The organism is Companilactobacillus bobalius (genome assembly GCF_002179915.1).
Taxonomy (GTDB): domain Bacteria; phylum Bacillota; class Bacilli; order Lactobacillales; family Lactobacillaceae; genus Companilactobacillus; species Companilactobacillus bobalius.
On the sequence record NZ_MYFM01000007.1, the window covers coordinates 163,856 to 189,038 of the forward strand.

The window sequence follows — 25,183 nt, forward strand, 5'->3', positions numbered from 1 at the left end:
AAAGATAATATTACATTTCTTTTTGAGTATAAGTTAGGAATTAATAGAAATATTGATATATACATTAATAAAGTATTTGAAAAATCAAGAACTAACCAAGACGGTATTATAAATTGTTCCAATTTTAATTCTCCTTACTTTATATTTAATGGTGACTCATATCTCTGAGTAAATCGAAATTTGCTAAAATTTGTAAAGAGTCAAACATATTTTTTTCCTTTCTTATAAAAATCTCAAACAACGTAGTATATCATATAAAAATTCTTTATTAAGAAATTACGTTAAAAGGTAAAATATAATTCCAAATGGTACAATTATACTAACTTGTAATAATGATTAGTGAGGTAGAGACGTGTTCTTAGGATCAGTAATTTATGATAAACGACGTAGTTTGAATCTAACTCAAAGCGACTTGGCTAGTGGTTTGTGTAATCAAAATACTATTAGCAAAATGGAAAAGCATAATATGACACCTCAAATGGATGTCTTGATAAAAATTTGTCAGCGTTTGGATCTTTCTCTGAATGATATTTTTAGTGAATTCTCCAGTGATTCCAAACCTGAACAAACTTTTATTTTGGATGATATCGAAAAAGATGTTCTTTTAGGTAATTTAGATTCGATTGAAGACAAAATTGCTTTGATTCAAGATAAAATTAAAGCTAAAGATAGAGCACAGTGTGACTTTATTCTTGGCGTTGTTAAATTCAAAGCTGGTAATTTTGAATTGAGTTCTTTCCATTTTGATAAAGTTTTGCGAGAAACTAAGACGGATGAAGATAATATTTATACTTTGATGTCATATTTATTCAAAGGTAAGATATATTATCGTCAAGAACATTTCGGTGAAGCTGATTATTATCTCAGCTTGATCAGTAATTCTTTGAAAGAGAATCTTAATGTTAATAATGCCAGTGGTTTAGAGGTGATTTTTCTTGCCAAAATGGTGGGTAAGGCTTACTTACAAATAAAGCAATTTGATTCGGCAAAAAGTATTTTGGAGCGTGGTCTGAAATTTGCCAATGATAATTATTTATCCTATTTTATAGATGAGTTGAATTACAATCTTTATCTAGTCTATCAAGCGGATGATGATAAAGCTAAACAACAGTTATATAAGAATCGAGCTTTTTATTGTGCAGATGTATTAAACAATCATGAGCTCCAAGAGAAAATTGAACATAAATAAAGACAGCCAAACGGCTGCCTTATTTTTTTGCGATTATTATTTGAAAAGACTGATAGCAAAACTTGGTTCGTAAGTAGCTGAGTTGGCTAACTCTTGTTGAAGTAGTCCATCACTGAAGATTGATCCGCCTAATGGAATCCATTCGTTGTTAGATACTTGTGCAAAGTAGTAACCGGCACTATTTTCTACAACGCTAGAAATCTTCCAAGAAGTTCCAGCTGAAAGTGATCTAGTCATGGAGTTTGAAGCGGTGTTATATAATTGAACGTTTTTAGTTAAAGTACCAGTAGCTGCACCGTTACTGAAGATAGAAGTGTTCTTATCTTCGGTAGCTAGAATCCATTCATTTGTAGCTACTTGGTAATATTGATGACCGTTGATAGTTTTTTCTTGAGCTACTTTCCAGGAACTGTTAGTTGGTAAAGTTCTACCCATGTTTTGACCTAAGCCATTGTAGATGACTGAATTAGTGCGAAGAGTAATGGTCTTTTGAGCAGTAGTATTGGCAACAGTATTGTTAGTGTTACTTGTACCGTTGTTGTCAGAAGTGAAGTTCAAAGCTTTGACCCATTCGTTAGTAGCGACACGGTAGTATGGGTAACCGTTGATAACTTTGTATTGGTCGACTTTCCATGAAGTTCCATTAGGAAGGGTAACTCCTAAGCTGTAACCATTATCGTTAACTACAGTAGCATTATTGTCAGTGATAGATTTAACAGCATTAACATAGGAAACTTCTTTTTGAACAGGATTGATTACTTGAGTACCATTGCTGATATTCATGGCTGTGGCATCAACGTATTGGTTAGTTGCGACTTCATAATAAGGATTGCCACCGATAGTGATTCTTTGACCTAATCTCCATGAAGTGAAATTCCCTAAGTAACCACCACGAACGTAATTACCATTGGCATTAACCGTGGCGGCACCACCACGTCTGACAGTTCCAATTAGCTGAGTATTGGCAGCATGAACAGTTTGATTTGTAGGTAAATTATTAAGAATAGATGGGGCTAATAAAACAGCAAGTGTTGAGGCTAAAACAATTTTCTTTTTATTCATAATTAATCCCTCCGAATATATTATTCAAGTATAAAATAGCACTATTTAATATAATGAAAGAGAATTATTATCTTTATTAAGAAAACTTAACTTAATAAATTGCTTATTTCCACAAAAAAATATGAGATGAAGATATTAAATTTATCCTCATCTCATATTTCAATTTAATCATTAACCGTTATATTTTGATAATTTGAAAACAACTTTGTCTTTGTTGTGCAATTTCTTTTTGTCAGCTGAAACGTTAACTTGTTTGACATTAACAGTGAATGTCCAGTAAATTTTCTTCTTGTTATTTTGTTTGTGACCGTCGATAGCTGAGATAAAGCCGCCTTTGTCGTTAACTTTCCAGCCCTTTTTAAGACCATCAGTAACAGTGGCATTCTTTTTCAATGTGATAGTTTTCTTGGCAATCTTCTTTTTGTTCTTCTTCAAAGTGTAAGTAACTTTGATATTCTTGGAAGCCTTAGCTTGAACGGTTGTTGCAGTTGCTGGAGCGAATACCCCTAGTAACATTAATAATGACAATAAAAATGCTGTAATCTTTTTCATTATTTTCCTCCTCGATTTGTACAACGATTTTTATTATAACAAAGAAAAATCCAAATGAATCAAATAGATTTTTTTCGTGAATAAGTTAAAATAGGAATATTGAAAAAGGGGTGCGATGATGAATAAGCTGATTTTAAACTTTCAAAAAAGAACCAATAGTGTGACAATTTTTGTCTACTTGCTGGGAATTATTCTAATAGCACTCCTCTTTAATAATCCAATTATTTCTCTTATCAATTTAATAGCTTTAATCTTTATGGCTATTCTGGTTAACCGTGAGAAAATAAAAACATATTTTAAATTTTCTTGCGTAATTTTTATTGTGACCTTTGCGTTTAATCTAATTTTGAATCAACGTGGAGAAGATGTACTTTGGAAGTTTTATTCGTTTCAGCTCACACAAGAATCACTGCTTAATGGGTTCATTTTGGGTATATCTTTTGTAAATTTGTTGTGGGCTTTTTATATTTATAATGCTCTGATTCGAGTAAAAACAGTCTTTGAGTTGTTGTCTAGTTTGTTGAAAAATGTAGCATTGATCTTTATTTTGACGATTCAATTCATTCCACGGATCATTCAAATTTATAATGAAACGAAGTCGATTAGAAAGTTTCGAATTCAAAATGAGGTACAACAATCTAAATTAAAGTCGACGATGGATCTAATGGAGATTATTTTGAATAAAGCTGTCGCTAGTTTTATGAACGTCTCAGATACATTAATTTTGCGTGGTTTCAATAATCATCAAAAAAGTATTGGTAAGCTGGAATACAGAGGTGCCGATTTTCTGTTATCAATTTTGATGGTGTCGGGTTTGGTTGTTGATATTGTGATGGTTATTGGTAAAGTTGGAGTCATTAATTTGGGCTCAATCGATGTTCAACTGATTTTTACTAATTCAGAACTTATTTTACTTTTGATCAACATGATTTTAATTTTATTACCAGTTATATTTGGAGGGGTAAATTACTTATGGTGGAAATTTTACATTTCAAAGATTACAGCTTCAAATACAACAACAGTCAAAAAGTATCGTTAAAAAATATTGATTTCTCCGTTCAAACGGGGGATTTTGTCGTATTAATTGGTGAAACTGGTAGTGGCAAAAGTACTTTATTGAAACAAATGTTAGCTGATTTAGCGGTGGGAAAAGTTCTATCAGGTGAATTGGTGACTGACTTGTCATTGAACAATAATAATTTTGCCTATGTTTCACAATTTGTTGACAATCAGATGGTCATGGAAACCCCGCGGGATGAATTGAAGTTTGTCTTAGATAATCAAGGCTGCAGTCAAAATGAGATTCAGTTACGAATTACGGAAATTGCCAGTTATTTAGGAATTATTGATTTGTTGGATATCAATGAAAAACGTCTCTCTGGTGGTCAAAAGCAATTAGTCAACTTGGCTAGTGCCTTAATTTTGAAGCCGAAGGTCTTGTTATTGGATGAGCCGACTTCACAATTAGACCCCATTGCAGCTGAAAAGCTATTACAGGTGGTACATAAAATTAATGAAGAGTTGAATGTCACGGTATTACTGGTTGAGCATGAGATTGATCGTGCAATTCGCTATGCCAACAGATTACTAGTCATGGAAGAGGGCAGCTTGATTGAGGATGCACCGGTGGATAAAGGGTTGCGTGATATCTATCAAAATCCTCATCTCAAAAATTATTTGACTCAAGTTGATCGTTTGATTTTGGAGCTGAATCTTCCTACAGACCAACAACTGCCTTTGAGCAATAAAGAGGTTGGGCTCCTAATAAATCAGCACAGGACATCATTAAAGAGTGTTCCTCGCAAAATTTTGGTCGACACTACCGCTGAAAATATTTTGGAGATCAAACGTTTGAATTTTCGCTTTGACTTCAATGGTCCACAGATTATCAACAATGTTAGTTTTGAGCTGAAAAGAGGTCAATCCTATTGTGTCATTGGGCCTAATGGGATGGGGAAGACGACGCTGTTAAAGACGATGACGCAACAATTGAAGCCTCAATCGGGCAAGATTTTGTTTGCTGGTCATAAGGTTCAAAATGATTTCTATCAGAAAGTTTTCGTCTTACCACAGAATCCGGCTATCCTGTTTATGGAGGATACGGTAGCTGAGGAAATCAAATATCAACTACAATTGAGTAGGCGTGACACTACTTTTGAAGCAGTGTTAGAAAAGTTTTCTCTAAAAGGTTTGGAGAAGACGAGTCCTTATGACTTGAGCGGTGGTCAGCAAGAATTCTTAGCTTTGGCTCTAGGTTTCATCAAGAACCCTCAAATATTGTTCTTGGACGAACCCACTAAAGGATTAGATCCTAATAAGAAATTAGAATTGGGTCAAATGTTGAATCAGTTTCAAAAGACTGGCGGGACAGTATTCGTGAATAGTCATGATTTATTATTTGCGGCAAGATTCTTCGATCAAATAGCGATGATGTTTGATGGTAAGATCAGTCAATTCACAACGCCAACGGTCTTTTTCAAGGATAAGTTTTTCTATACAACAGAAATTAACAAGGCATTAAGGGAAACTTTTCCATTAGCCTTATCGTGGGAGGATATTAAACGAAGTGAATCGTAAATCAATTTCATTGCTAGGTTTAGCAATTTTAGTATTAGCCTTAATGGCTGTATTTTCGAGTAAAAACTATTTACTCTTTTCTTTTGGATTTTTAATCTTAACTTTGGGTATTTACTTCTGGAAGTTTGAGAAGTCACCTCATACTTCACGGGAAATTGTTTTTATAGCAATTATCTGTGCTTTAGCGGTAGTGGGAAGAATTATCTTTGCGGCTATCCCAGCAGTTAAACCAGAACTATTTATTTTAATTTTGGGAGCTATTGTCAGTGGACCAGAAACGGGCTTTTTGATGGGAACAATCATCGCTTTAACATCGAATATGTATTTCGGCCAAGGCGCATGGACTCCATGGCAAATGTTTGCCTTAGGTTTGATTGGTTTGATATCAGGATTGATGTTGAAAAAAGATATTTCTACTTGGAAGTTAGTCCTCTGGGGCTTTTTATCAGGCTTTATTATGGGCTGGATTATGGATATTTACTATATTATTGGTTTTGTGAACCCAATTAGTTGGCAGAGCATTTTGGCTTCTCTGGCAGCAAGTTTTTATTTCGATGTTGTTCATGCTATCTTTACTGCCGTTCTACTATTATTAGTCGGTAAGCGTTGGATTAAGCTGTTTGGTAATTACCAACAAAAGTATGATTTATTTAAGAATAATAACTAATAATTAAAGGTACGAATATACTTAAATTTCCGTCTTCCGCAAGAATTGGAAATGCGTTGGAACACTATGGGCGTGACTTGAAGCTAATAATTTTACCTTTGGCAAAATTATGGATCTCTAAGATCAGCCTTATTGTAAGCGGCAAAGCCGCTAACAATAATGTCATAGCTGAACACATTTCCAATTCTTACTCCAGACTAAATGGTATTTTGATTATTTTACTTGAGGTAAATACGTAATTTTGTAAGGTGATTTGTTCTAGTAAAATAAAAACAGCCTCTATTAAAGTATTCAAGCAAAGTCTTGAATACTTAATGGAGGCTGTTTTTTTGATTTAAAATTTCTATATTTGTAATGTTAAAAATACCAGAACTAAGGAATCAATAGATATGCTAAAGCACCGATAGCTCCACCAGCTAGTGGTCCGAGAATTGGTACCCAACTGTAGCTCCAATCAGAGTCACCTTTGTTAGCGATTGGTAGAATTTGATGTGCTATTCTTGGTCCTAAGTCTCTGGCCGGGTTAATAGCATAACCAGTAGTTCCACCAAGTGAGAATCCAACAGCAGTGATTAAAAGTCCTACAACGATTGGATTTAATCCTTGAGTGAATTTACCTCTAGTAAAGGCTAATAGGGCAAAGACTAAGACAAATGTCCCAATAAATTCACTGATGAAGTTCATTGGATAGTTTCTGATAGCTGGACCTGTGGCGAAAACGCCTAAAATAGCTTTAGAATCTTTAGTTTCTTGCCAATGTGGGTAATAATTGATCCAGACGATCACGGCTCCAACGATTGCTCCTAAGATTTGGGCAATCATGTAAGGAACTACGTAACTCCAATTGAAGACGCCTGCGATAGCCATTCCTAAAGTTACAGCGGGATTCAAATGTGCTGGACTTAGAAAGGCTGAGCAATAAATACCTAAGGTTACGGCTAATCCCCAACCAAGAGAAATGGCAATCCAACCGGAACCCTCAGCTTTAGATTTTTTCAAACTAACTGCGGCAACAACGCCATCACCTAGTAGAACTAATACTAGTGTTCCAATGAATTCCCCGAGTAATTGTAATGTTAAACTGTCATGCATAAAACTTACCTCCCATCCATATTGATATCGGTTGCATAAATTGATTATATCTAGATAAAGTTGAGAATGCTAAGAATAGTCATCTTTTAAACATTATTTCTTGGTATAGTTGTTAAGAAGAATAATTATTAAGCGAGGACTATCAAATATGAAAATTTATACACGTACTGGAGATAAAGGTAAAACTAGAATTATTGGTAATGATGTTTTATATAAATCAGCCCAAAGAATTGAATCGTACGGAACAATTGACGAATTGAATTCCTTAGTTGGTGTAGTGATTGCTAATTTGTCTGAGAAAAATTTAGTTTTAAAAGATGAATTACAGGAAATCCAACAATTGTTGTTCGACTGTGGAACTGATTTGGCAATTTCAGCTACTGATAAAAAGCATGAATTTATTTTTACAGAGGATAACAAAGCGGTTGACTGGTTAGAAAAGAAAATTGATGATTATTCTGCTAAAGTTCCTGCCATTCAAAAATTTATCTTACCTGGTGGTTCGAAAACAGCCTCTAATTTACACTTATCAAGAACTGTAACTAGAAGAGCCGAACGAGAGATTGTTGCCTTGATGCAAGAGGAACCAATCAATGATTATGTGCTTAAATTTGTTAACCGTTTGTCTGACTACTTCTTTGCCGCAGCTAGATATAGCAACGTTTTGGATGGAGTAGACGATATTCAATATCGTAATAGTAAACCTGTTTTTAGATAGCATAAGAATTGTACCTATTTGCTTTTGTAAATGGGTATTTTTTTGACAAAAAATTGTTATTCTTGATGTATGAATTTTTAAGGATAGAGGAATATGACGATGAGATCACAAAAAGAAAAAATGTTAGCTGGCGACTTATATATTGCACATGATCCAGAACTTAAAAAGGATTTTTTAAAAGCTAAGAAACTATTAAAGGAATTCAACCAATCTGATGAAGAACAGGTTCCACGTAGAACCGAAATTTTACAAGATTTATTCAAAGAAGTTGGCGAAAAGCCTTATATAACACCACCGTTCTATACAGACTATGGTTGCAATACGACTATTGGAAAGAATTTCTATGCTAATTACGACCTAATCCTTTTAGATATTGCACCAGTAAAGATTGGTGACAATGTCATGTTTGGTCCTCGTGTTGGAGTTTATACAGCTGGTCATCCAATTGATCCTGTGATTCGAACAGAAGGGTACGAATATGGTAAACCAATTGAGATTGGTAATAACGTTTGGATTGGTGGTAATGTGGTGATTAATCCAAACGTTAAAATCGGTAATAATGTCGTTATCGGTTCAGGCTCAATAGTAACTAAGGATATTCCTGATAATGTGGTAGCAGTTGGTAATCCTTGCAAAGTATTAAGAAAAATCAATGACGAGGATAAAAAGTATTGGGAATTAGAGAAACAACGTTACTTTGAAAATTAAACCAAGCAAAAAGCTCAAAACCGTCAGCAAGCGATTTTGAGCTTTTTGTTTGAACTGAATCCGTAAGAAACAGTTTTTTAGTTGTTAAGGATTATACATTATCTATAGGGGAAGGATAACCAAATATTTTCTTATTTGATTATGCTTATACTTTACCGCCGAGATATGAATTAATTATTGAAAAAAATCGATGTTTGTTCTAATTAAATGTGAAGAAAAATCGATTTTACAATTCAAAGACAGATTCGAGATGTTCGAGAACACCTTGTTGATTATTATTAGTTGTTTGATATGGAGCTGTTTCTAAGACAATATCACTAGCATTTTCCATAGCAACACCATGACCGACATAACGTAACATTTCAAGATCGTTGCCACCATCCCCGAAAGCACACATTTCTTCTGGTTTGATATTTAATTTTTGTGATAAATATTCTAAACCTGTAGCTTTATTAGCTTGTGCCTGGATGATATCGATATCGCCGTGACCACTGGAAACAACGGAAACATCTTTGCCAATACCGTTAGCTAAATGTTCCATATAAGCTTCAGTTTCAGTGAGTGGGCAGTTGACTGAGAACTTGAGGATTTCGTCGTCAATATCTTCAAAACTGTCGACACTTGTAATACGTGGAAAGTAGAATTTACTAATATTGTAAAATTCCTCAGTTGCACTGTTGAGAATATAGGCCGATTTGCGACCACAGGCAATATATTGAATATGATCAGTGTTCTCCAAAACTTGAATAACTTTCTTAGTTACGGCAGCTGGAAAATGCCAAGTTTTAAAAATCTCTTGATGATTACCGACTAAAGCACCGTTTTCTGCGACAAAAAGTGTTTCAGGATAATCTTTAAAAAAATTCTTCAATTGATAATATTGATTACCACTAGCAGAAACAAAATAGATATTGTGATCAGTCATGTATTGATAAATCTTGTCGAATCTCTTAGTGTCAAAATGTTTACTGTCATCTAAGAAGGTAGCATCCATGTCAGTAGCAACTAATTTAATTGTCATAGTTAAATCCTTTCCAGTTCAGCAAAATTTTTACGGTATTGATAGGGAGTCGTGTGCTTCCAATTCTTAAAGTTTCTGATAAATGATTTGGTGCTGTTAAAGCCACTATCAATGGCAATATAGTCGATGTTTTGGTTAGTGTTGAGTAATTTCTTTTGAGTCGCTAGCAGACGTACAGTCGTGATATATTTATTGATCGACATTTGAACGGTCTGGTGAAATTGTTGATTCAAAGTTGTGACTGAGGTATTTAATTCATGAGCCAAAACCGTCCCATTCAAATCTTCAGTGTAATTACTATTGATTATTCCTAAAGCCTGGTCGATCAAACTTTCGTTGACCGAAATGTTGGAAGTGACTTTGTGGGAAAAATTATTGATTAAATTAGCCATCAAAATATAGATCCGTCCAGTCAGATTGAGATTGAAAGTGCCATCCCGAGGCTCCTGCAAAAGTTGAATCATCATTCGCAGTTGCCTTTCCAATTCTTGGTAGTTAATTAATTGTTTTAGACAAGCCGGTTTACCTTTCAGGTCAAAATGAATTTGGTCGATATCAGGATAGATTTTTTTGAGGAAGTCATAGTCAATCAAAAGGCAGAAGACGAAGACTGATTTTCTATTAACAAAAGTAGTCTCGTGAATATCTCGTGAATTGATGACCCAAATGTCACCTTGATGATATTCGTCTTCTTGATTATCATCTTTGACTAGTATGGTGTTCTTAGAAACCATGAAACCTAATTCAATATTACGGTGCCAATGTGGGGTAACACGTTTAGGTGAATTTTCATCATGAAAATAATATTTAAAAGGTACTTTTGGTGTTGGTTGAACTATTTCGTGCGTAATTTTCATTAAAGGACATACTTCTTTAGTGCTTTGGCGATACCGTCGTTGTCGTTAGTATCAGTCACATATCTAGCGTGTTCCTTAGCAATATCTGAACCATTGCCCATTGCCACGGCAGAACCAACGAAATCAAACATTGGTAAGTCGTTCTTTTCATCACCAAAAGCCATTATTTCATCGCTATTTAAACCTAAAATTTCAGCCAAAGTAGTTAAACCTTCACCTTTGTTAACCTCGGGATGCATGATTTCGATGAAGTTAGCACCGGCACGTACAACATAGTATTCATCAGAAAATTCATCTTTTACCGCTTGTTCATATTGATCTAAAGTTTCTTTTTCACCAACGATGGCAGCCTTAGCAATTTCGAAATCGGAGGCTAATTCATTCGGTTCACGAACAAAGATACCAGCACTGTTTTCCCAAGCTTGAATAACGGCAAAACGGTTAATATCGTGATTAGAAGTATAGACATTACTATTGTCATCAAGCACATAATATTGCATTTTGTGTGCTTCAACAAATTTAACGATTCTGCGGTAATCTTTATTATCGATTGTCTTACGAGAGAGAACCTTGCCAGCAGCTGTTTCTACGAGTGCACCGTTATAAGTAATAACGTATTGATTGTCGCCTTGCACGCCCAATTCATCTAGGTAATGGCTAACACCAGCTAATGGTCGACCAGAACAAAGAACAACTTTGATACCTTTAGATAAAGCTTCTTTTAAAGCCAACTTGGTAGATTCAGCAATCTTTTGGTTGGAAGTTAGTAATGTATCATCAACATCTAAAGCAATTAATTTTATACTCATGTGCTTGCCCCTTTTTAAACTTAGTTAATTAAGATAGGGATATTGTACCAAAAAAGTTAAGCGGTTTCAATTGCCACTTAACTTTTTAAAAATAATATTTCGACCAATAGTAGCCAAACCAAGCAAATAATCTTCTTGGAAATTGCGATTAAAATCTAATTTATAGTTTTGATGCAGCGGTAAATGTCGGTGGAGAGTCTGAACAATCTGGTTGATCTCTAAATCGGTTAGATTCAGCTCATCAATATAGGCAATGAGTAAATTAGGATTGATCAGACTGATAATATTTTGTAGGTGATCAATAATCTGACTTTTAGGGGATTCGTGTTGGTTGACGGTACCGTATTGAACTTCACCTGCTAATCCGTCTGCACCTGTAATAAGCTGATCATTAATAACGATTCCAACTCCAGGACCATAAAATTTAGGAAAGTAAATTCCAGCGGCAATGTTCTGACTTTCGTGTAGTGAAGAAGCTGCTCCAAAAATACAGGCATTAATATCGTTGACGATGATAGTGTCAATATTAGTTGAGACCTCAATGGCTTTAGATAATTTAATACCGCGCAGTTCTTTGACATCAATCAGTTGCAAGTATCCGTTCAATTCATCACCAGGAATACCAACAATTATCTTTTGCGGTTTGTTTTGGGCTGTCTGCTGTTTGATAAATTCTAGAAGTTGTTCGACTGAAGTTATTTTTTCATCATACTGAGTTTGAAAAATAATTTTCCCTGACAGATCAATGAGGGAATAATTTGCTTTGATATGATCATGAATTTCATTGAGTTGCAACGCCCCAAGGGTGAAGGCTTGATAATTTATTTGATAAGTTTTAGCTCGACGACCTCTGGTATCGGTAAAATCGACTGTGAGAATATTTTTTAATTCCAATAGTTCGATTAATTTATTGATGCTGACAACACTTAAACCGGTGAAGGTTGAGAGTTGTTTAGCAGAGAGGGACTTGTGGATATCCAGTAAGTGTAGGATTGATTGTAGATTATGTTCCCGGGCTGAAATTTTGCTGTTAGATGTCACTGTATTTCCTCCTAATAAGGTGTTTGGGATTAATCAATATTAATAAAAAGTTTTGTTATAATTTAGTGGAAAATATGTTTAAACAGGACGTATACTATTTGTAGTATAGATAATACGAATTGACCTAAATAAAAAATAAAGGATGGCTTTTATTATGATGAATAGCGATTATAACGTTGAGTTGAGCCGATTGAATCAGATTGAGTCAGTCGATATTCCTCATCTAGAAAATGTCAAAATGATTGTTAAAGATAGGGTGGATGCCCATTCTTATGAGCCAATGATTTGGGATCACTTGAAAACCTTGAGTGATGATCCACAACTACCTGATGATCTGACACAATTACGTGCTGGGAATCAAAAAGCCGATGTAATTACTTCTGATTCGACAGTTAGAATCGATGTAGAAATGAGTAATAAGTTAGATCGAGAAGTTAGATATCTGAAAATTTATCGCAACGACAGAAATTTATCAACTGAAAAAGCCTTAATTTATGTTCATGGTGGGGCCTATTATGGTGGGTCCGCTGAAGATACTTTACCATTTCTACGTTTATTAGCTGCTAAATTTAATGGAGTAATCTATAGTGTAGATTACAGTATCGCTCCAGAAAAACCTTATCCAACCGCTATTCAAGACTGTCTTTCGGTTCTGATGAATGTATGTGATAAACACCAACAAATTTCTCTAGCAGGTGATTCAGCTGGGGCTTCAATTGCTTTAGGTGTAAGTCAATTGAGTAGTAATATGGGTGTTTGTGAAATCTATAAGCACATTTTATTCTACCCAACAATTGTTCAAGGTTCAGATTATAATGGTCCACTTTGGAATGATCATTTGATTCCGATTAATCCAGAACAAAGACAAACACTTCATAATAACTATACACAATTTAAACGTCTAGATAAGATTATGACGAAATATTATTTGAATGGTGCTAATTATAACCTTTCAGCACCACTTATTTCACCAATGTACGCTGATCCATTGATTTTTAAAAAAGTTTTGGTAATGACAGGTGAGTTTGATCCGTTTAGATTACAAGATGAAGCCTTCGTTCAAAAAATTGGTATGGCAGGATGCGAAGCTGAATATATCCGTTACGGTGGTTTAGCACATGCCTTTTTGAATTATGTAGGTAAAATACCAGCAGTAGAAGATGCTTTAATCGAATGTGCTGAAGCTTTAAACAGTTAAAAATAGCTCCTATTTAGAATGTACATATTATCTAAATAGGAGCTATTTATTTTGTGAAAGTCTAGTAAAATGTGAACGTCATAACGCCGGCGATACCAATGAATAAAGCAATAACATCGGTAGTCCAGAGGGCATATGCGATAAAGGGTGAAGGATTGGTTATCTCGCCCTTTTTTAATTTTTTAAATGTCTTTGCTACAGAACGAAAAGTTTGAAGAGAAAGTAAAATTAGAATTACACCTATGACAATAGCCCAGATTCCCATAATAACATCTCCCTAAATATCTATTTACGAGTATCGTATCATTTCTATATAATCGGATAAAAAAACATCCTGAATGTAGTCAATTTATATCATGAGTGATGATTAAAGACAATAAAAGAATATCTTAGTAATCATAAAGATAGACAGATATATGTATCCTATGTGGTTGAAATATGCCGTCGTCCGCAAAAAATCTGTGAGCCGCTGGAACGTGGTGGACACGACTTCAAGCTAATAATTTCGTACTTTGTGCGAAATCATGGATCTCGAAGATCGGTCTTTTACTAACCTTGCTACGTAAGCTAAGTAAAATATCACCACTGAGGGCTCACAAATTTTTTACTATCGACCGATTCTTTGGATCTAATTATGCAACATCTAATTTTAAATAATGGGATGTATGGGGTGTTATTTAGTTTACTTTAATTTTTAAATCATCTGATATTTACATATATCTGAATATGAAAAAAAGGAAACCTTATAATATTAGGTTTCCCTTGATTAACGGTAGAAAACGACTCCTATTGAGTATTCGAAATATATCCTTTATTTAAAATTCTTATATAGAAGTCATTCTCGTTTATTATTTATTAAAGCAGGATTTAGTCCGGAGCAACAAGAAAATTGGCTCAGCCATGAGATTTATCTTAGCAATTTATTGCTTAGATAAAGGCCAAATTTGAAGATCCATTATTTTGCACGAAGTGTAAAATAATTAGCTCCAAGTCGGCCCATGGCGTTCCAGCCAAATTTTCTTGTTGTGGAGGACGGAATTTTTAACCACAACTAGGTAAGAAATTAGCTATTCTGAAGCTGTTTCCTCGTGATTCAGAAGGTTCTTCATATTTTTCAGTTTCTTAATCTCGATATTCCAAGTACTTACTAATACCAATACTGAACCGGTCCAAGCCAGTGGATTAGCCATGGCAGCACCGTAGAATCCGAAGATACGGATAAGAACGACACCAGCAAAGACTCTCATTAATAGTTCGGCAATACCTGCAATTGTTGGTGCTTTTTGATTGCCCAATCCTTGTAATGTATATCTGACAATGAAGAGAATTGACAAGATAAAGTAGGTCGAACCATTGAAGTAGTAGTAAATTTGAATCAAATTCAAAACTTTTGTTTCACTACCATTCATGAATAGATGAGAAATTGATTGACCAAAGAAAATCAAAAAGATTCCGATGACAAGACTAGAAATTACTGAGACTAAAATTCCATCTTTGACACCCTTCAAGATACGATCAAATTTCTTAGCACCCATATTTTGAGCAGTGAAGTTAACTAGAGCCAAACCAAAACTAAAGGCTGGTAAGGTGGCAATTTGTTCAACTCTTCCTGCAACCGTGTATGCAGCAACCGCATTGGCACCTAAGGTGTTGAGCATGAATTGTAGAATGATTGAACCAATAGCGATGATGGAAGATTGAAAGCCCATTGGCAAACTAATTTTTAACAATTCCTTGATTTCGTCCATATCAATTTTGAAATCATCACGGGTTAAAATTAAATATGGGATGTGTTTTCTAATGTAGAAATAAAGAATTACAAAAGTGATTGTTTGCGCAACAACAGTGGCTAAACCAGCACCAGCTACGCCCATCTTCAAATAGAGAATGAACACTAACTCTAAAAGAATGTTTAAAACTGTACTTACGATTAAAAAGAATAGAGGCACTCTTGAATCTCCAAGTGCTCGCATTGTGTTTCCCAAAAAATCAAAGCCTACAAAAGAAAAGATTCCTGCAAAGATAATCTCCAAAAAGATAAATGAGTCATGTAGCAACACTTTAGGTGTTTGCATGGCGACAAGCAGTGGATAAGCTACTAAAAGAGCAATCGTTGTAAAAACAACGATGATAAATAGAGAAATGATGATTCCTGAAGCAAAACTTTGTCTTACACCAGCCTCATCGTTGGCTCCATATTTTCTTGCGGTTAAAATAGTTAAACCACTGGTCATCCCTTGAGCAAATCCAATGACTAGTGCTGTTAATCCCCCTGTCGCACCAACGCTGGCTAAAGCATTGACACTGATAGTTTTACCAACAATTAAGGTATCAATAAAGCTATAGAATTGTTGGAAAAAGTTACCTAATAGCAAAGGTATGGTATACAGAAAAATAACTTTTATAGGTCTGCCGTTAGTCAGATCTATCATATGTCTAAACCCCTCCATAAAGATTATGAATATTCTATCATTTTATTTTTGATTGGTAAGGGGGTAGAACCGAAAGATTAAGTTATTTTTGAGTAACTTGTCACATCTGGGTGTAAGCGTATAAGTAAAACAAGCCATACTGACCGTAAAAGAACTCCAATTACAGTTGGTATAGCTTGTTTATTGTTATTTAGTAAGTCAATTGAATCTCTTGGTTAGCGGTTAATGGTAATTTTTGGTTAAGAAATTTGATTTCCGTATCCTTATCAGTCGTTACGATAAAAGTATTGTCAGTAACTCTGAATTTGAAATTGACATCCCTAAAAGTCATTTGAAAATCTACTTCTTCCCATTGCTTTGGCATGTGTGGATTAACTTCAAGCATCTTGCCGCGATAGTCTACACCAGCAAAGTAGGAGGTAACGACATTTAATGTTGCACCCATAACACCTAAATGGATACCTTCGGCAGTCGTACCACCTTGAATGTCATAGTAGTCGCTAGTAAGTGCTTCGTAGAATAGTTTCCAAGCTTGTTTGTCTTCACCGATTTTAAGCATCAACATTGAGTAAACGATTCGAGAAAGAGTGGAGCCATGGGTTGTTCTGGCAATATAGTATTTAATATTGTCATGAATAAATTTATTAGGGTTAACAATTGGATAATCTAAATCAAGCATAATTTTTAGAAAGGCACTCTCACGAATATTAAATAGGGCCATTAAAGTGTCAGCTTGTTTAGCAATTTGGTAATTATCAGGAGAATCATGATGGGCTTTGAGAATTCGGTCCATTCTAGAAATATTGCCATATTGTTGACGATACTTGTTAAAGTCGATTTCCTTGAGATCAAAGTAACCTTCAAATTGACCAAGAATGTCACCACTGAAGTCTAATTTGAGGTTGTGTCTGATATTATTCAGATCTTTGATGTTCTCTTGGGTGAAATTAGTTCTCTTGAGATTATCATCGATTACTTTAGCAGGTTCATCTTCAATTAATTTTGCAAGTTTCTTGAAGAACCAACTGACCATGATATTTGTATAAGCATTGTTCTTTAAGCCTTGGTTATCAGTATCACCAGGATAATTTTCGTGGAATTCATCTGGTCCCATGACATCGGAGATTGTGTACTTTCCAGTGTCAGGATCAAATTTGGACATACTAATCCAGAATTCAGCAATATCAAAAAGCATTTCCAATCCATATTGACTCATGAAAGCTTCATCTTGGGTAGCGTTGTAATAATTTAGAACATTATAGGCTACGGCTAAGGAAACGTGACGTTGTTTTCTAGAATTGTCAGGGTCCCAAGTGTTAGTCATGGGATTTAGGTGAACTTCTTGTGATTGTTCGTCACCATACATGCCACTTTGCCATGGGAACATAGCTCCTTTGTAATCGCTAGCTGCGGCATATTCTTCGGCGGCATCTAAACGGTTATAGCGATACATCATTAAGTTTTTAACCAATTCTGGATAGTGTAGGAGATAGAAGTTCATATCAAAGAGTTCATCCCAGAAAATATGTCCACGATAACCTTCACCAGTTAGGCCTCTGGAACCGACTGAAACATCTAAATGTTTGTTAGCAAGTTCTTGTGCAGCAATCGTCATACTGAAACAATTCAAATGTAATAACTTTTGTGCAGTAACGTCCCCAGAAACAATGATATTTTCTTTCTTCCAAACATCGTGCCAAGCCTCTTTTGATGCTTCTTGAGCACCTGCAAAGGTAGGGATGAATTTGTGATTTCTGGCGGTGTCAATCATGTCAGGGTTGGTTTCAAGTGAAGTGAAAATGCTGACGGCCTTTTCTAGAGTGTAAGTGTGGTTTGGTTTGACATTAAAAGCAATAAATTGGCTAGCTACCTCAGATTTATTCTCCATATAATATTGAGCATTGTCGATATCAGGATAGGAAATATTAGTCTTAATAGCTAAATCAATTTGAGATTGGTTAGTGTGAGCTAGCATTAGTATTTCTTTGTCGTTGTTTTCAATATTGTCGACGACTAAGTGTTTATTGGCCAAATTACGATATCTAGCGACATTGCTGTTCACAACTGAAGCGTCTGTTTGAGTCAATAAAGTTATTTTGCCATAGAAATTCAGGGGTGTGACAGAATATTGAAGGTAGTAATCGTGATAATTTTTCAGGTCGGCCAATTTTTTAGCAACTACTTTCAATTCTTTGCCATCATCCAACTTTATAATAGTAGAAATTGTTAAAATTCCATGTTTCATGTCTAGAGAACGTACGGATTCCTGAACCAAATCATCTTTGATTCTAAGATAGTCACCTTCATCTACTTTAAAGCTGATATATTGGGAATTTGGCAGGTTAACGAGGTCTTCATTGATAACTTCACGGCCATTGATTGGAGTAGATAATTGATTGAAGACGCCAGCAACATACGTGGCAGGATAATTGTCGTCATTAGCTTTGGCTTCTAAGTAAGTACCCCTTAAACCTAAAAAGCCATTACCGATTGTTTGCATGGATTCTTGACCGTATTGACGTTTGTCGTGATCCAAATGGTTGTAGTCCAAGTGCCAGCCGGAGTAACTAATCGCATTGTGAATGGCCAAAGCCAGACCATCTTTGCGGATGTCTTCCATATTGACTACTGGAACGTGGAAGATATTTTCCAAATCATTGCGACAATCGATCGTTTGGCCATTATAGGTAATTAAATTTTTATTTAGTAAACTTTCATGTGTATTTGTAAGTATCAAAGAATCGATTGGAGTCGAAAGATTTTTTGCAAAATCCTGAAAATTTTCTTTTAACTCTTGTCCAGGATTAAGCTTATAACTTTGTTGATCAGTTAGATCTTTATTGTCGGAATAAATAATTTCATCATCTGTAAACTTTAAATATAAGGGTTTCATGACTATTTCCTCCATAAATAAAAAGCTATATATTTGTTTAAACACATTATTACAATACGTATTATACACCCCGTCAATACGGTTTTAGTGCGAATTTTATAATAAAAAATGTTCTAACTTGATGTTTATACATGACAAGACGTATTATTATTATGAATGAAAGATGTAACCGGTTACTAAATTTAAGGAGGTGCTATTCTTATGAAGAGTACAGTTAAAATGCTTGCTCCCGTAAATGGTCAGGCTGTACCAATAACTGAAGTTCATGACCCAATGTTTTCTGAAAAAGATATGGGTGACGGATTTGGAGTTATTCCTACTGGAAATGAGATTTTGTCCCCAGTCTCTGGGAAAGTTATGTTAGTAGCTTCAACGAAACACGCAATTGGATTCAGTACTGATGATGGATTAGAAGTTTTGGTTCACATGGGTGTTGATACAGTTGAATTAAACGGTGCTCCTTTTGAACTATTTGTTAAAGAAGGAGATACAGTTACAGCTGGTCAAAAGATAGCTACAATGGACATTGATGCTGTCAAAAAGGCTGGTAAAGTAACAGATGTGATCGTTGCTCTTACCAATACTAATAAGATGGTTAAAGATGTTAACGTCACTAAAGGTGATGTTAAAGCTGGTAACAGTGTTGCTGAAGTTAGTTTGATGGCTCCTGGAGAATCTACTGCTAAACCATCAGGCAAGGTCGATTATGACCAGCTAGGTAAAGATATCGTTAAGAATGTTGGTGGAGTAAGTAACGTTGAAAATGTTATTCACTGTATCACACGTGTTCGTTTCTATTTGAAAGATGACAACAAAGCTAACGATGACACTATCAAATCCATGAAGGGTGTTCTAGATGTCGCTAAAGCTGGTGGACAATATCAAGTTGTTATTGGACCTGCAGTTGAAGATGTTTATGATGCTGTTGTTAAAGCTTTAGGACCTGGATTTGGTGGAGATTCTGAAGTTAAGAAAGAAAAGGTTGAAGCTCCAAGAGGTGTTTGGCCTAAGACAAAGTTTTATTTCAGTGCTTTAATTGGTGTAATCACAGCCAGCATGATGCCTATCATTGGATTGTTAGCTGCATCAGGTATTTTAAAGGGATTATTAGCTTTAATCGTTTCAGCTAAATGGTTATCTGCAACAAGTTCTACATATATGATTATTAGTGCAATGGGTGATTCAGTATTTTATTTCCTACCTATTCTAGTTGGTTTCACAGCTGCTAAGAGATTAGGTGCTAACCAGATCATCATGGGTGTTATCGGTGGTGTTTTGGCATATCCAACCTTGGTACAAGTAGCAACTAAAACAAGTAGTACCGCAATGAATTTCAACAGTAACTTCTTTGGTATTCCTATTCATATCGCAAACTATACTTATTCAATTTTCCCAATGATCGCTGCGGCATGGATTGCTTCAAAGATAGAACCATGGCTCAAGAAACACATTGTTATGTCACTACGTATGATCCTTAGTCCTCTACTAGAAGTATTTATTGTCAGTGCAATTATTATCGTTATCGTCGGACCAGTTATTACACTTCTAAGTTCTTACTTAGCAAATGGTATCGTTGCTCTATTGAAGTTCAGTCCTGCTATTTCTGGATTGTTGATCGGTGGATTCTATCAATGTTTGGTTATCTTCGGTTTACACTGGGCTGTTATTCCCGTTGTTGCTAGTCAAATTGCTACAACAGGACACAGTGCATTGAACGCTATTGTTTCTGCAACAATGGTTGCTCAAGGTGCTGCTGCAATGGCTGTCTTTGTTAAAACAAAGAAGAACATTGATATGAAACAAATTGCCGGTGCCGCTACACTTTCAGCTTTTGCTGGAGTTACAGAACCTGCAATGTATGGTATTAATTTGAAATATGGTCGTATCTTCTGGACAGCAAATATCGGTAGTGCCGTTGGTGGCTTGATTACCGGATTAATGCATGTTGATATGTGGGGCTTCGCCGGTTCATTAATCGGATTTGCTTCATTCATCAATCCAAAGGGTATTGACAGTAGCTTCACAGGATACTTAATCGCATCAGCTGTTACAATTGTTGTTTCATTTGTATGTACATACCTCTTCGGATTCAAAGAAGAAGACCTTGAAAGCAGTCATGCTGTTGAAAAGGTAAGATTAGGTAGCCGTGAACCTGCACAAGCTAACTAATAAAAAAATTAATATTGAACTAGAAAGAATTTGCCATATAATAATGACAAGTTCTTTTTATTTTGGAGATGATTGATTTGTCAAAAGTAGAATTACGCCAAGCACAGCCAGAAGATCTAGAAGAATTTTGGCAATTAGCTTTTAGTGATCCCAATGCGGGGTGGACAAAACTAAACGGTCCATACTTTCACGATGATTTACCTACTAAAGAAGAGTTCATTAATGAACTAGCACCAAAAGTTTGGTTAGGCGATAAGGAACATTATTGATTACAAACGATGGTAAAATCGTTGGTTCCGTTGGTGGACATTTTAAAGATGGAAAATTAGCAAAGTGGTACGACATGGGAATTACCATTTATGAGACAAATACTTGGGATAAACATATCGGAAGTCAAGCTCTAAAACTTTATATTACTTACTTATTCAATCTTTTTGACTTCCCACATTTAGGCTTAACAACATGGTCTGGAAACCCACGAATGATGCACGTAGCCGAAAAAATTGGAATGAAACAAGAAGCAAGAATTCGTCAAGTTCGTTTTTATGAAGGTAAGTATTACGATTCAGTTCAATACGGAATTTTACGTGATGAATGGAAGTAAAAAATAACAAAAAACATCTATTAAGGACACCATAAGTTTGTGTAGTGAAATTAATAGATGTTTTTTGTTTTTGTAAATTTGGTTCTTTTTTGACTATATAGAGTTAAAAAATTCAAAATGCTGCGGTTTTACTTGATAATATTGGAAACGAAAAACTAGTCGGTAGTAAAAAATCTGTGAGCCCTCAGTGGTGATATTTTACTTAGCTTGCGTAGCAAGGTTAGTAAAAGACCGAGCTTCGAGATCCATGATTTCGCACAAAGTGTGAAATCATGGATCTCGAAGTCGGTCTACCACGTTCCAGCGGCTCACAGATTTTTTGCGGACGACGGCAATAGAAGTACATTTTTTTCACGTGATTTCAAAATATCATACTACTACAGTTAAGATTTCTAAAAATTATTTGAAAAATATGCAATAATATTAATAGTCTAGAAAATCACGTGAGGAGTTTAGATATGGAATATATGATTGGCGTTGATATTGGAACGACCAGTACGAAGAGTGTCTTATACGACATGGAAGGAAAGGTCATTGCATACGCTAATAGTGGTTACCAATTATACCAAGATGTCCCTGATATGGCAGAGGAAGATCCAGATGATATTTTCGATGCTGTGGTAGAGGTTCTGGGACAAGTTATTCGTAAAGGTAAAATCAAACGGGGTGAATTGAAGGGAATTTCGTTCTCATCAGCAATGCACAGTTTGATTTTAATGGATAAAGATGATCAACCTTTGACTCGTGCTATTACTTGGGCAGATAATCGAGCTGCTAAATATAGTGAAGAGTTGAAAGAAAATGGATTGGGTGCTGAGATTTACGCTAAAACAGGAACACCAATTCATCCAATGGCTCCGTTATCAAAAATTCTTTGGATAAAGAATGAGAAACCAGAGTTGTTTGCTCAAACTAAGAAGTTTATTGATTTAAAAACTTACATTTTCTTCAGATTATTCGGTGTTTATAAGATGGAATACTCAATTGCTTCCGCAACTGGGATGTTTAATATCTTTAAATTAGCCTGGGAACCACAAGCCTTGGAACTCCTGGGTATTACTACTGATCAATTACCTGAATTGGTTGAACCTACTGATACAATTACTGGGCTTAATCCCAAATATGGTAAGTTGTTGGGTATCTCTAAAAATATTCCATTCGTTTTTGGTGCCAGTGATGGTGTTCTTTCAAACTTGGGTGTCGATGCAATTGATCCTGGGGTCGTGGCTGTCACAATCGGAACAAGTGGTGCCGTCCGTGTTGTCGTCGATAAACCAGTTGTTGATCCAGATGGACATTTATTCTGTTACGCTTTGACAAAAGATAAATGGGTTGTCGGTGGACCAGTTAATAATGGAGGAATTGTTTTCCGTTGGGTTAAAGATCAGTTGTTCGCTCCAGAAAAGATTACTGCTGAACAAATGCAAGTTTCTACCTATGATATTTTGACACAGATTGCTGAAAAGATTCCTGCTGGGTCTGATGGTTTGTTGTTCCATCCTTATTTAGGTGGAGAACGTGCCCCAATTTGGAATGCTTATGCGCGTGGATCATTCTTCGGTTTAACTAGAAAACATACACGTGCCCACATGGTTAGAGCTGCTTTGGAAGGAATCGTTTATAATCTCTACATTGTGATGCTGACGATTGAAAGAGTAACTGGTAAGCCTAAGAGTATTCAAGCTACTGGCGGCTTTGCTCGTTCAGCCCTTTGGAGACAAATGCTAGCTGATATTTTTGAGCAAGATGTTACTATTCCTGAAAGTTTCGAAAGTTCCTGTTTGGGAGCTGCCGTACTAGGCATGTATGCCCTAGGATATGTTGACGATTTATCTGCTGTTAAGGGTATGGTCGGTGTTACAGACGTTCACAAACCTAATGAAAAGAATTTTGAAGTTTATCGTGAACTCTTACCAATTTGGATTCGCTTGTCACAAGTTTTGGAACCTGAATATAAGAGTATTGCGGAATTTCAAAAGAAACATATGAAATAAATTAAAGTGCGCTAATAACGCATTTTTTTATGTCAAAAAATTTAAAGGGGATTACAAATGGCTTTCTTGGTATTGATTTTAGGTGTGGCATTACTGCTGTTCTTGATCATCAAATTAAAATTTAATACATTTCTTTCATTAATAATTACTTCTATAGTAGTGGGAATTGGTTTAGGAATTCCCTTAACCAAAATAGCAACCAGTATTCAAGATGGGATTGGTGGACAATTAGGTGAACTTTCAATTGTCTTTGGATTCGGTGCGATGCTTGGCCGTTTGGTTGCTGACGCTGGGGGTGCCTACCGAATTTCGCACACTTTGATTCAAAAGTTCGGTAAAAAGAAATTACAACTAGCAATTGTTTTAGCTTCATTCATTATCGGAATCGCTTTGTTCTTTGAAGTGGGGATGGTCTTGTTAATTCCTATTGTCTTCGCTATTGCTGTGGAAGCAGGGGTTTCAATTCTTTATTTAGGAATTCCAATGGCTGCGGCTTTGTCAGTTACTCATGGATTCTTACCACCACATCCAGCCCCAACAGCTATCAGTACAGTTTTGAGTGCTAATGCGGGTCAAGTGTTACTTTACGGAATTATTGTAGCTATTCCAGCAGTAATAGTAGCGGGTCCATTGTATACGAAATTGGCGCAAAGAATTGTTCCAGATGCTTTTAATCGTAAGGGAAATTTAACGGCCTTAGGACCTCAAAAGAATTTTAAACTGGAAGATACACCTAGTTTTGGTATTAGTGTTTTAACATCATTGTTCCCTGTAGTCTTGATGGCTATTACAACTATCTATCAATTAGTCATTGATGGAGGTTCAGTTCCTGACAATCCAACTAAATTAGATTCAATCATTGCTTTTATTGGAACGCCAGCTATTACAATGACGATTTCTTTACTACTAGCAATTTACACAATGGGTTGGGCAAGAAGATTCAAAACACCAGATATTATGAAGAGTTTGGAAGATGCTATCAAATCGATTGCCATGTTACTACTTGTAATTGGTGGTGGAGGGGCCTTCAAACAAGTCTTGATTGATGGTGGTGTCGGTAATGCGGTTATGAAATTATTTACTGGCGTTAATATTTCACCTTTACTTTTGGGATGGCTAATTGCTGTTGTATTACGTATTGCTTTAGGTTCTGCAACAGTGGCTTCATTAACAGCTGCTGGCTTGGTTTATCCTCTGATGACCTCAGCAGGTGTAAATCCAGCTTTAATGGTTTTAGCAATCGGTGCTGGATCATTAGCAGTTTCTCATGTAAATGATGCTGGATTCTGGATGTTTAAGGAATATTTCGATTTAACAGTTAAGGAAACATTAATGACTTGGACGGTGCTAGAGACCTTGATATCAGTCGTTGGCATCATTTGTGTAATGATATTGAGTGCTTTTGTTTAATGATTATTATAAGAATACTCTCATATTTTCAGAATAAGTTTTAATTATTTTCAAATTCATAAAAAGTAAAATCTTATTATACCAACGATAGTTAGACCTATTGTTTCAGAATTGTTACTAAAATTACAGAAAAGCCTGCTTTTGTAATTTGACAGACGTAATTGTGTAATAAACACCTGTTAGTATATGC

20 protein-coding genes and 1 pseudogene are annotated in these 25,183 nt (G+C 35.5%); 11 read left to right on the forward strand and 10 right to left on the reverse strand.

Features of this window, described 5'->3' with window-relative positions:
• The first annotated feature begins 352 nt into the window (after positions 1–352).
• Positions 353–1,189: a helix-turn-helix domain-containing protein gene (locus LKACC16343_RS11555; protein ID WP_056951827.1), complete on the forward strand. Its 837-nt coding sequence runs from the start codon at positions 353–355 to the stop codon at positions 1,187–1,189.
• 36 nt (positions 1,190–1,225) lie between these two features.
• Here LKACC16343_RS11555 and LKACC16343_RS11560 read toward each other — a convergent pair whose 3' ends face one another.
• Both LKACC16343_RS11560 and LKACC16343_RS11565 read right to left on the reverse strand, forming a co-directional pair.
• The gene (locus LKACC16343_RS11560; protein WP_056951829.1) at positions 1,226–2,251 is read right to left on the reverse strand and encodes an SLAP domain-containing protein; all 1,026 of its coding nucleotides are present in this window, start codon (positions 2,249–2,251) and stop codon (positions 1,226–1,228) included.
• 171 nt (positions 2,252–2,422) lie between these two features.
• On the reverse strand, positions 2,423–2,803 hold the full coding sequence (locus tag LKACC16343_RS11565; RefSeq protein ID WP_056951831.1) for a DUF4430 domain-containing protein: 381 nt from the start codon (positions 2,801–2,803) through the stop codon (positions 2,423–2,425).
• 118 nt (positions 2,804–2,921) lie between these two features.
• Here LKACC16343_RS11565 and LKACC16343_RS11570 point away from each other — a divergent pair, with 118 nt between their 5' ends.
• The 3 genes from LKACC16343_RS11570 to LKACC16343_RS11580 are packed head-to-tail and all read left to right on the forward strand — an operon-like array spanning position 2,922 to position 6,047.
• Positions 2,922–3,842, forward strand: a complete 921-nt coding sequence (locus tag LKACC16343_RS11570; RefSeq protein ID WP_056951834.1) for an energy-coupling factor transporter transmembrane component T — start codon at positions 2,922–2,924, stop codon at positions 3,840–3,842.
• A complete protein-coding gene (locus tag LKACC16343_RS11575; RefSeq protein WP_056951836.1) occupies positions 3,776–5,380 on the forward strand; it encodes an ABC transporter ATP-binding protein in 1,605 nt (534 codons plus the stop codon). The genes LKACC16343_RS11570 and LKACC16343_RS11575 overlap by 67 nt, the downstream gene beginning before the upstream one ends.
• Positions 5,370–6,047, forward strand: coding sequence for an ECF transporter S component (locus LKACC16343_RS11580; protein WP_056951838.1), 678 nt, complete (start codon positions 5,370–5,372; stop codon positions 6,045–6,047). Before LKACC16343_RS11575 ends, LKACC16343_RS11580 begins: the two co-directional genes overlap by 11 nt.
• Before the next feature lie 372 nt (positions 6,048–6,419).
• Here LKACC16343_RS11580 and LKACC16343_RS11585 read toward each other — a convergent pair whose 3' ends face one another.
• Complete coding sequence (locus LKACC16343_RS11585; RefSeq protein ID WP_056951840.1) at positions 6,420–7,139, reverse strand: MIP/aquaporin family protein; 720 nt, start codon at positions 7,137–7,139, stop codon at positions 6,420–6,422.
• A 148-nt stretch (positions 7,140–7,287) separates the two neighbouring features.
• On the opposite strand from LKACC16343_RS11585, the gene LKACC16343_RS11590 reads away from it, so the two are divergent.
• Positions 7,288–7,857, forward strand: a complete 570-nt coding sequence (locus LKACC16343_RS11590; RefSeq protein ID WP_056951843.1) for a cob(I)yrinic acid a,c-diamide adenosyltransferase — start codon at positions 7,288–7,290, stop codon at positions 7,855–7,857.
• 99 nt (positions 7,858–7,956) lie between these two features.
• Positions 7,957–8,565, forward strand: a complete 609-nt coding sequence (locus LKACC16343_RS11595) for a sugar O-acetyltransferase (RefSeq protein WP_056951845.1) — start codon at positions 7,957–7,959, stop codon at positions 8,563–8,565.
• A 226-nt stretch (positions 8,566–8,791) separates the two neighbouring features.
• On the opposite strand, the gene LKACC16343_RS11600 is transcribed toward LKACC16343_RS11595, so the two are convergent.
• The 4 genes from LKACC16343_RS11600 to LKACC16343_RS11615 form a co-directional block, all read right to left on the reverse strand.
• Positions 8,792–9,586: a Cof-type HAD-IIB family hydrolase gene (locus LKACC16343_RS11600; protein WP_056951847.1), complete on the reverse strand. Its 795-nt coding sequence runs from the start codon at positions 9,584–9,586 to the stop codon at positions 8,792–8,794.
• Positions 9,587–9,588: 2 nt separating this feature from the next.
• Positions 9,589–10,443, reverse strand: a complete 855-nt coding sequence (locus LKACC16343_RS11605; RefSeq protein ID WP_056951849.1) for an AraC family transcriptional regulator — start codon at positions 10,441–10,443, stop codon at positions 9,589–9,591.
• Positions 10,443–11,252, reverse strand: coding sequence for a Cof-type HAD-IIB family hydrolase (locus LKACC16343_RS11610; protein ID WP_056951851.1), 810 nt, complete (start codon positions 11,250–11,252; stop codon positions 10,443–10,445). Before LKACC16343_RS11610 ends, LKACC16343_RS11605 begins: the two co-directional genes overlap by 1 nt.
• Positions 11,253–11,318: 66 nt before the next feature.
• Positions 11,319–12,293, reverse strand: coding sequence for an ROK family protein (locus LKACC16343_RS11615; RefSeq protein WP_056951853.1), 975 nt, complete (start codon positions 12,291–12,293; stop codon positions 11,319–11,321).
• A 154-nt stretch (positions 12,294–12,447) separates the two neighbouring features.
• Here LKACC16343_RS11615 and LKACC16343_RS11620 point away from each other — a divergent pair, with 154 nt between their 5' ends.
• On the forward strand, positions 12,448–13,491 hold the full coding sequence (locus LKACC16343_RS11620; RefSeq protein WP_056951855.1) for an alpha/beta hydrolase fold domain-containing protein: 1,044 nt from the start codon (positions 12,448–12,450) through the stop codon (positions 13,489–13,491).
• Positions 13,492–13,552: 61 nt separating this feature from the next.
• On the opposite strand, the gene LKACC16343_RS11625 is transcribed toward LKACC16343_RS11620, so the two are convergent.
• From LKACC16343_RS11625 to LKACC16343_RS11635, 3 genes are all read right to left on the reverse strand, one after another.
• Positions 13,553–13,756 (reverse strand): hypothetical protein, encoded by a 204-nt coding sequence (locus LKACC16343_RS11625; RefSeq protein ID WP_056951857.1) that lies wholly within the window; start codon positions 13,754–13,756, stop codon positions 13,553–13,555.
• An 802-nt stretch (positions 13,757–14,558) separates the two neighbouring features.
• Entirely contained in the window at positions 14,559–15,941 is a 1,383-nt protein-coding gene (locus tag LKACC16343_RS11630) for an MATE family efflux transporter (protein ID WP_143444265.1), read from the reverse strand.
• 172 nt (positions 15,942–16,113) lie between these two features.
• Entirely contained in the window at positions 16,114–18,816 is a 2,703-nt protein-coding gene (locus tag LKACC16343_RS11635) for a glycoside hydrolase family 65 protein (RefSeq protein ID WP_056951861.1), read from the reverse strand.
• Positions 18,817–19,017: 201 nt separating this feature from the next.
• Here LKACC16343_RS11635 and LKACC16343_RS11640 point away from each other — a divergent pair, with 201 nt between their 5' ends.
• The 4 genes and pseudogenes from LKACC16343_RS11640 to LKACC16343_RS11655 all read left to right on the forward strand — a co-directional run bounded on the left by LKACC16343_RS11640 (position 19,018) and on the right by LKACC16343_RS11655 (position 24,993).
• A complete protein-coding gene (locus LKACC16343_RS11640; RefSeq protein ID WP_056951862.1) occupies positions 19,018–20,985 on the forward strand; it encodes a PTS sugar transporter subunit IIABC in 1,968 nt (655 codons plus the stop codon).
• 68 nt (positions 20,986–21,053) lie between these two features.
• Positions 21,054–21,589: pseudogene (locus LKACC16343_RS11645) on the forward strand (GNAT family N-acetyltransferase).
• Between the two features lie 458 nt (positions 21,590–22,047).
• On the forward strand, positions 22,048–23,583 hold the full coding sequence (gene gntK, locus LKACC16343_RS11650) for a gluconokinase (protein ID WP_056951863.1): 1,536 nt from the start codon (positions 22,048–22,050) through the stop codon (positions 23,581–23,583).
• 57 nt (positions 23,584–23,640) lie between these two features.
• Positions 23,641–24,993 (forward strand): gluconate:H+ symporter, encoded by a 1,353-nt coding sequence (locus tag LKACC16343_RS11655; RefSeq protein WP_056951865.1) that lies wholly within the window; start codon positions 23,641–23,643, stop codon positions 24,991–24,993.
• The last annotated feature ends 190 nt before the right edge of the window (positions 24,994–25,183 follow it).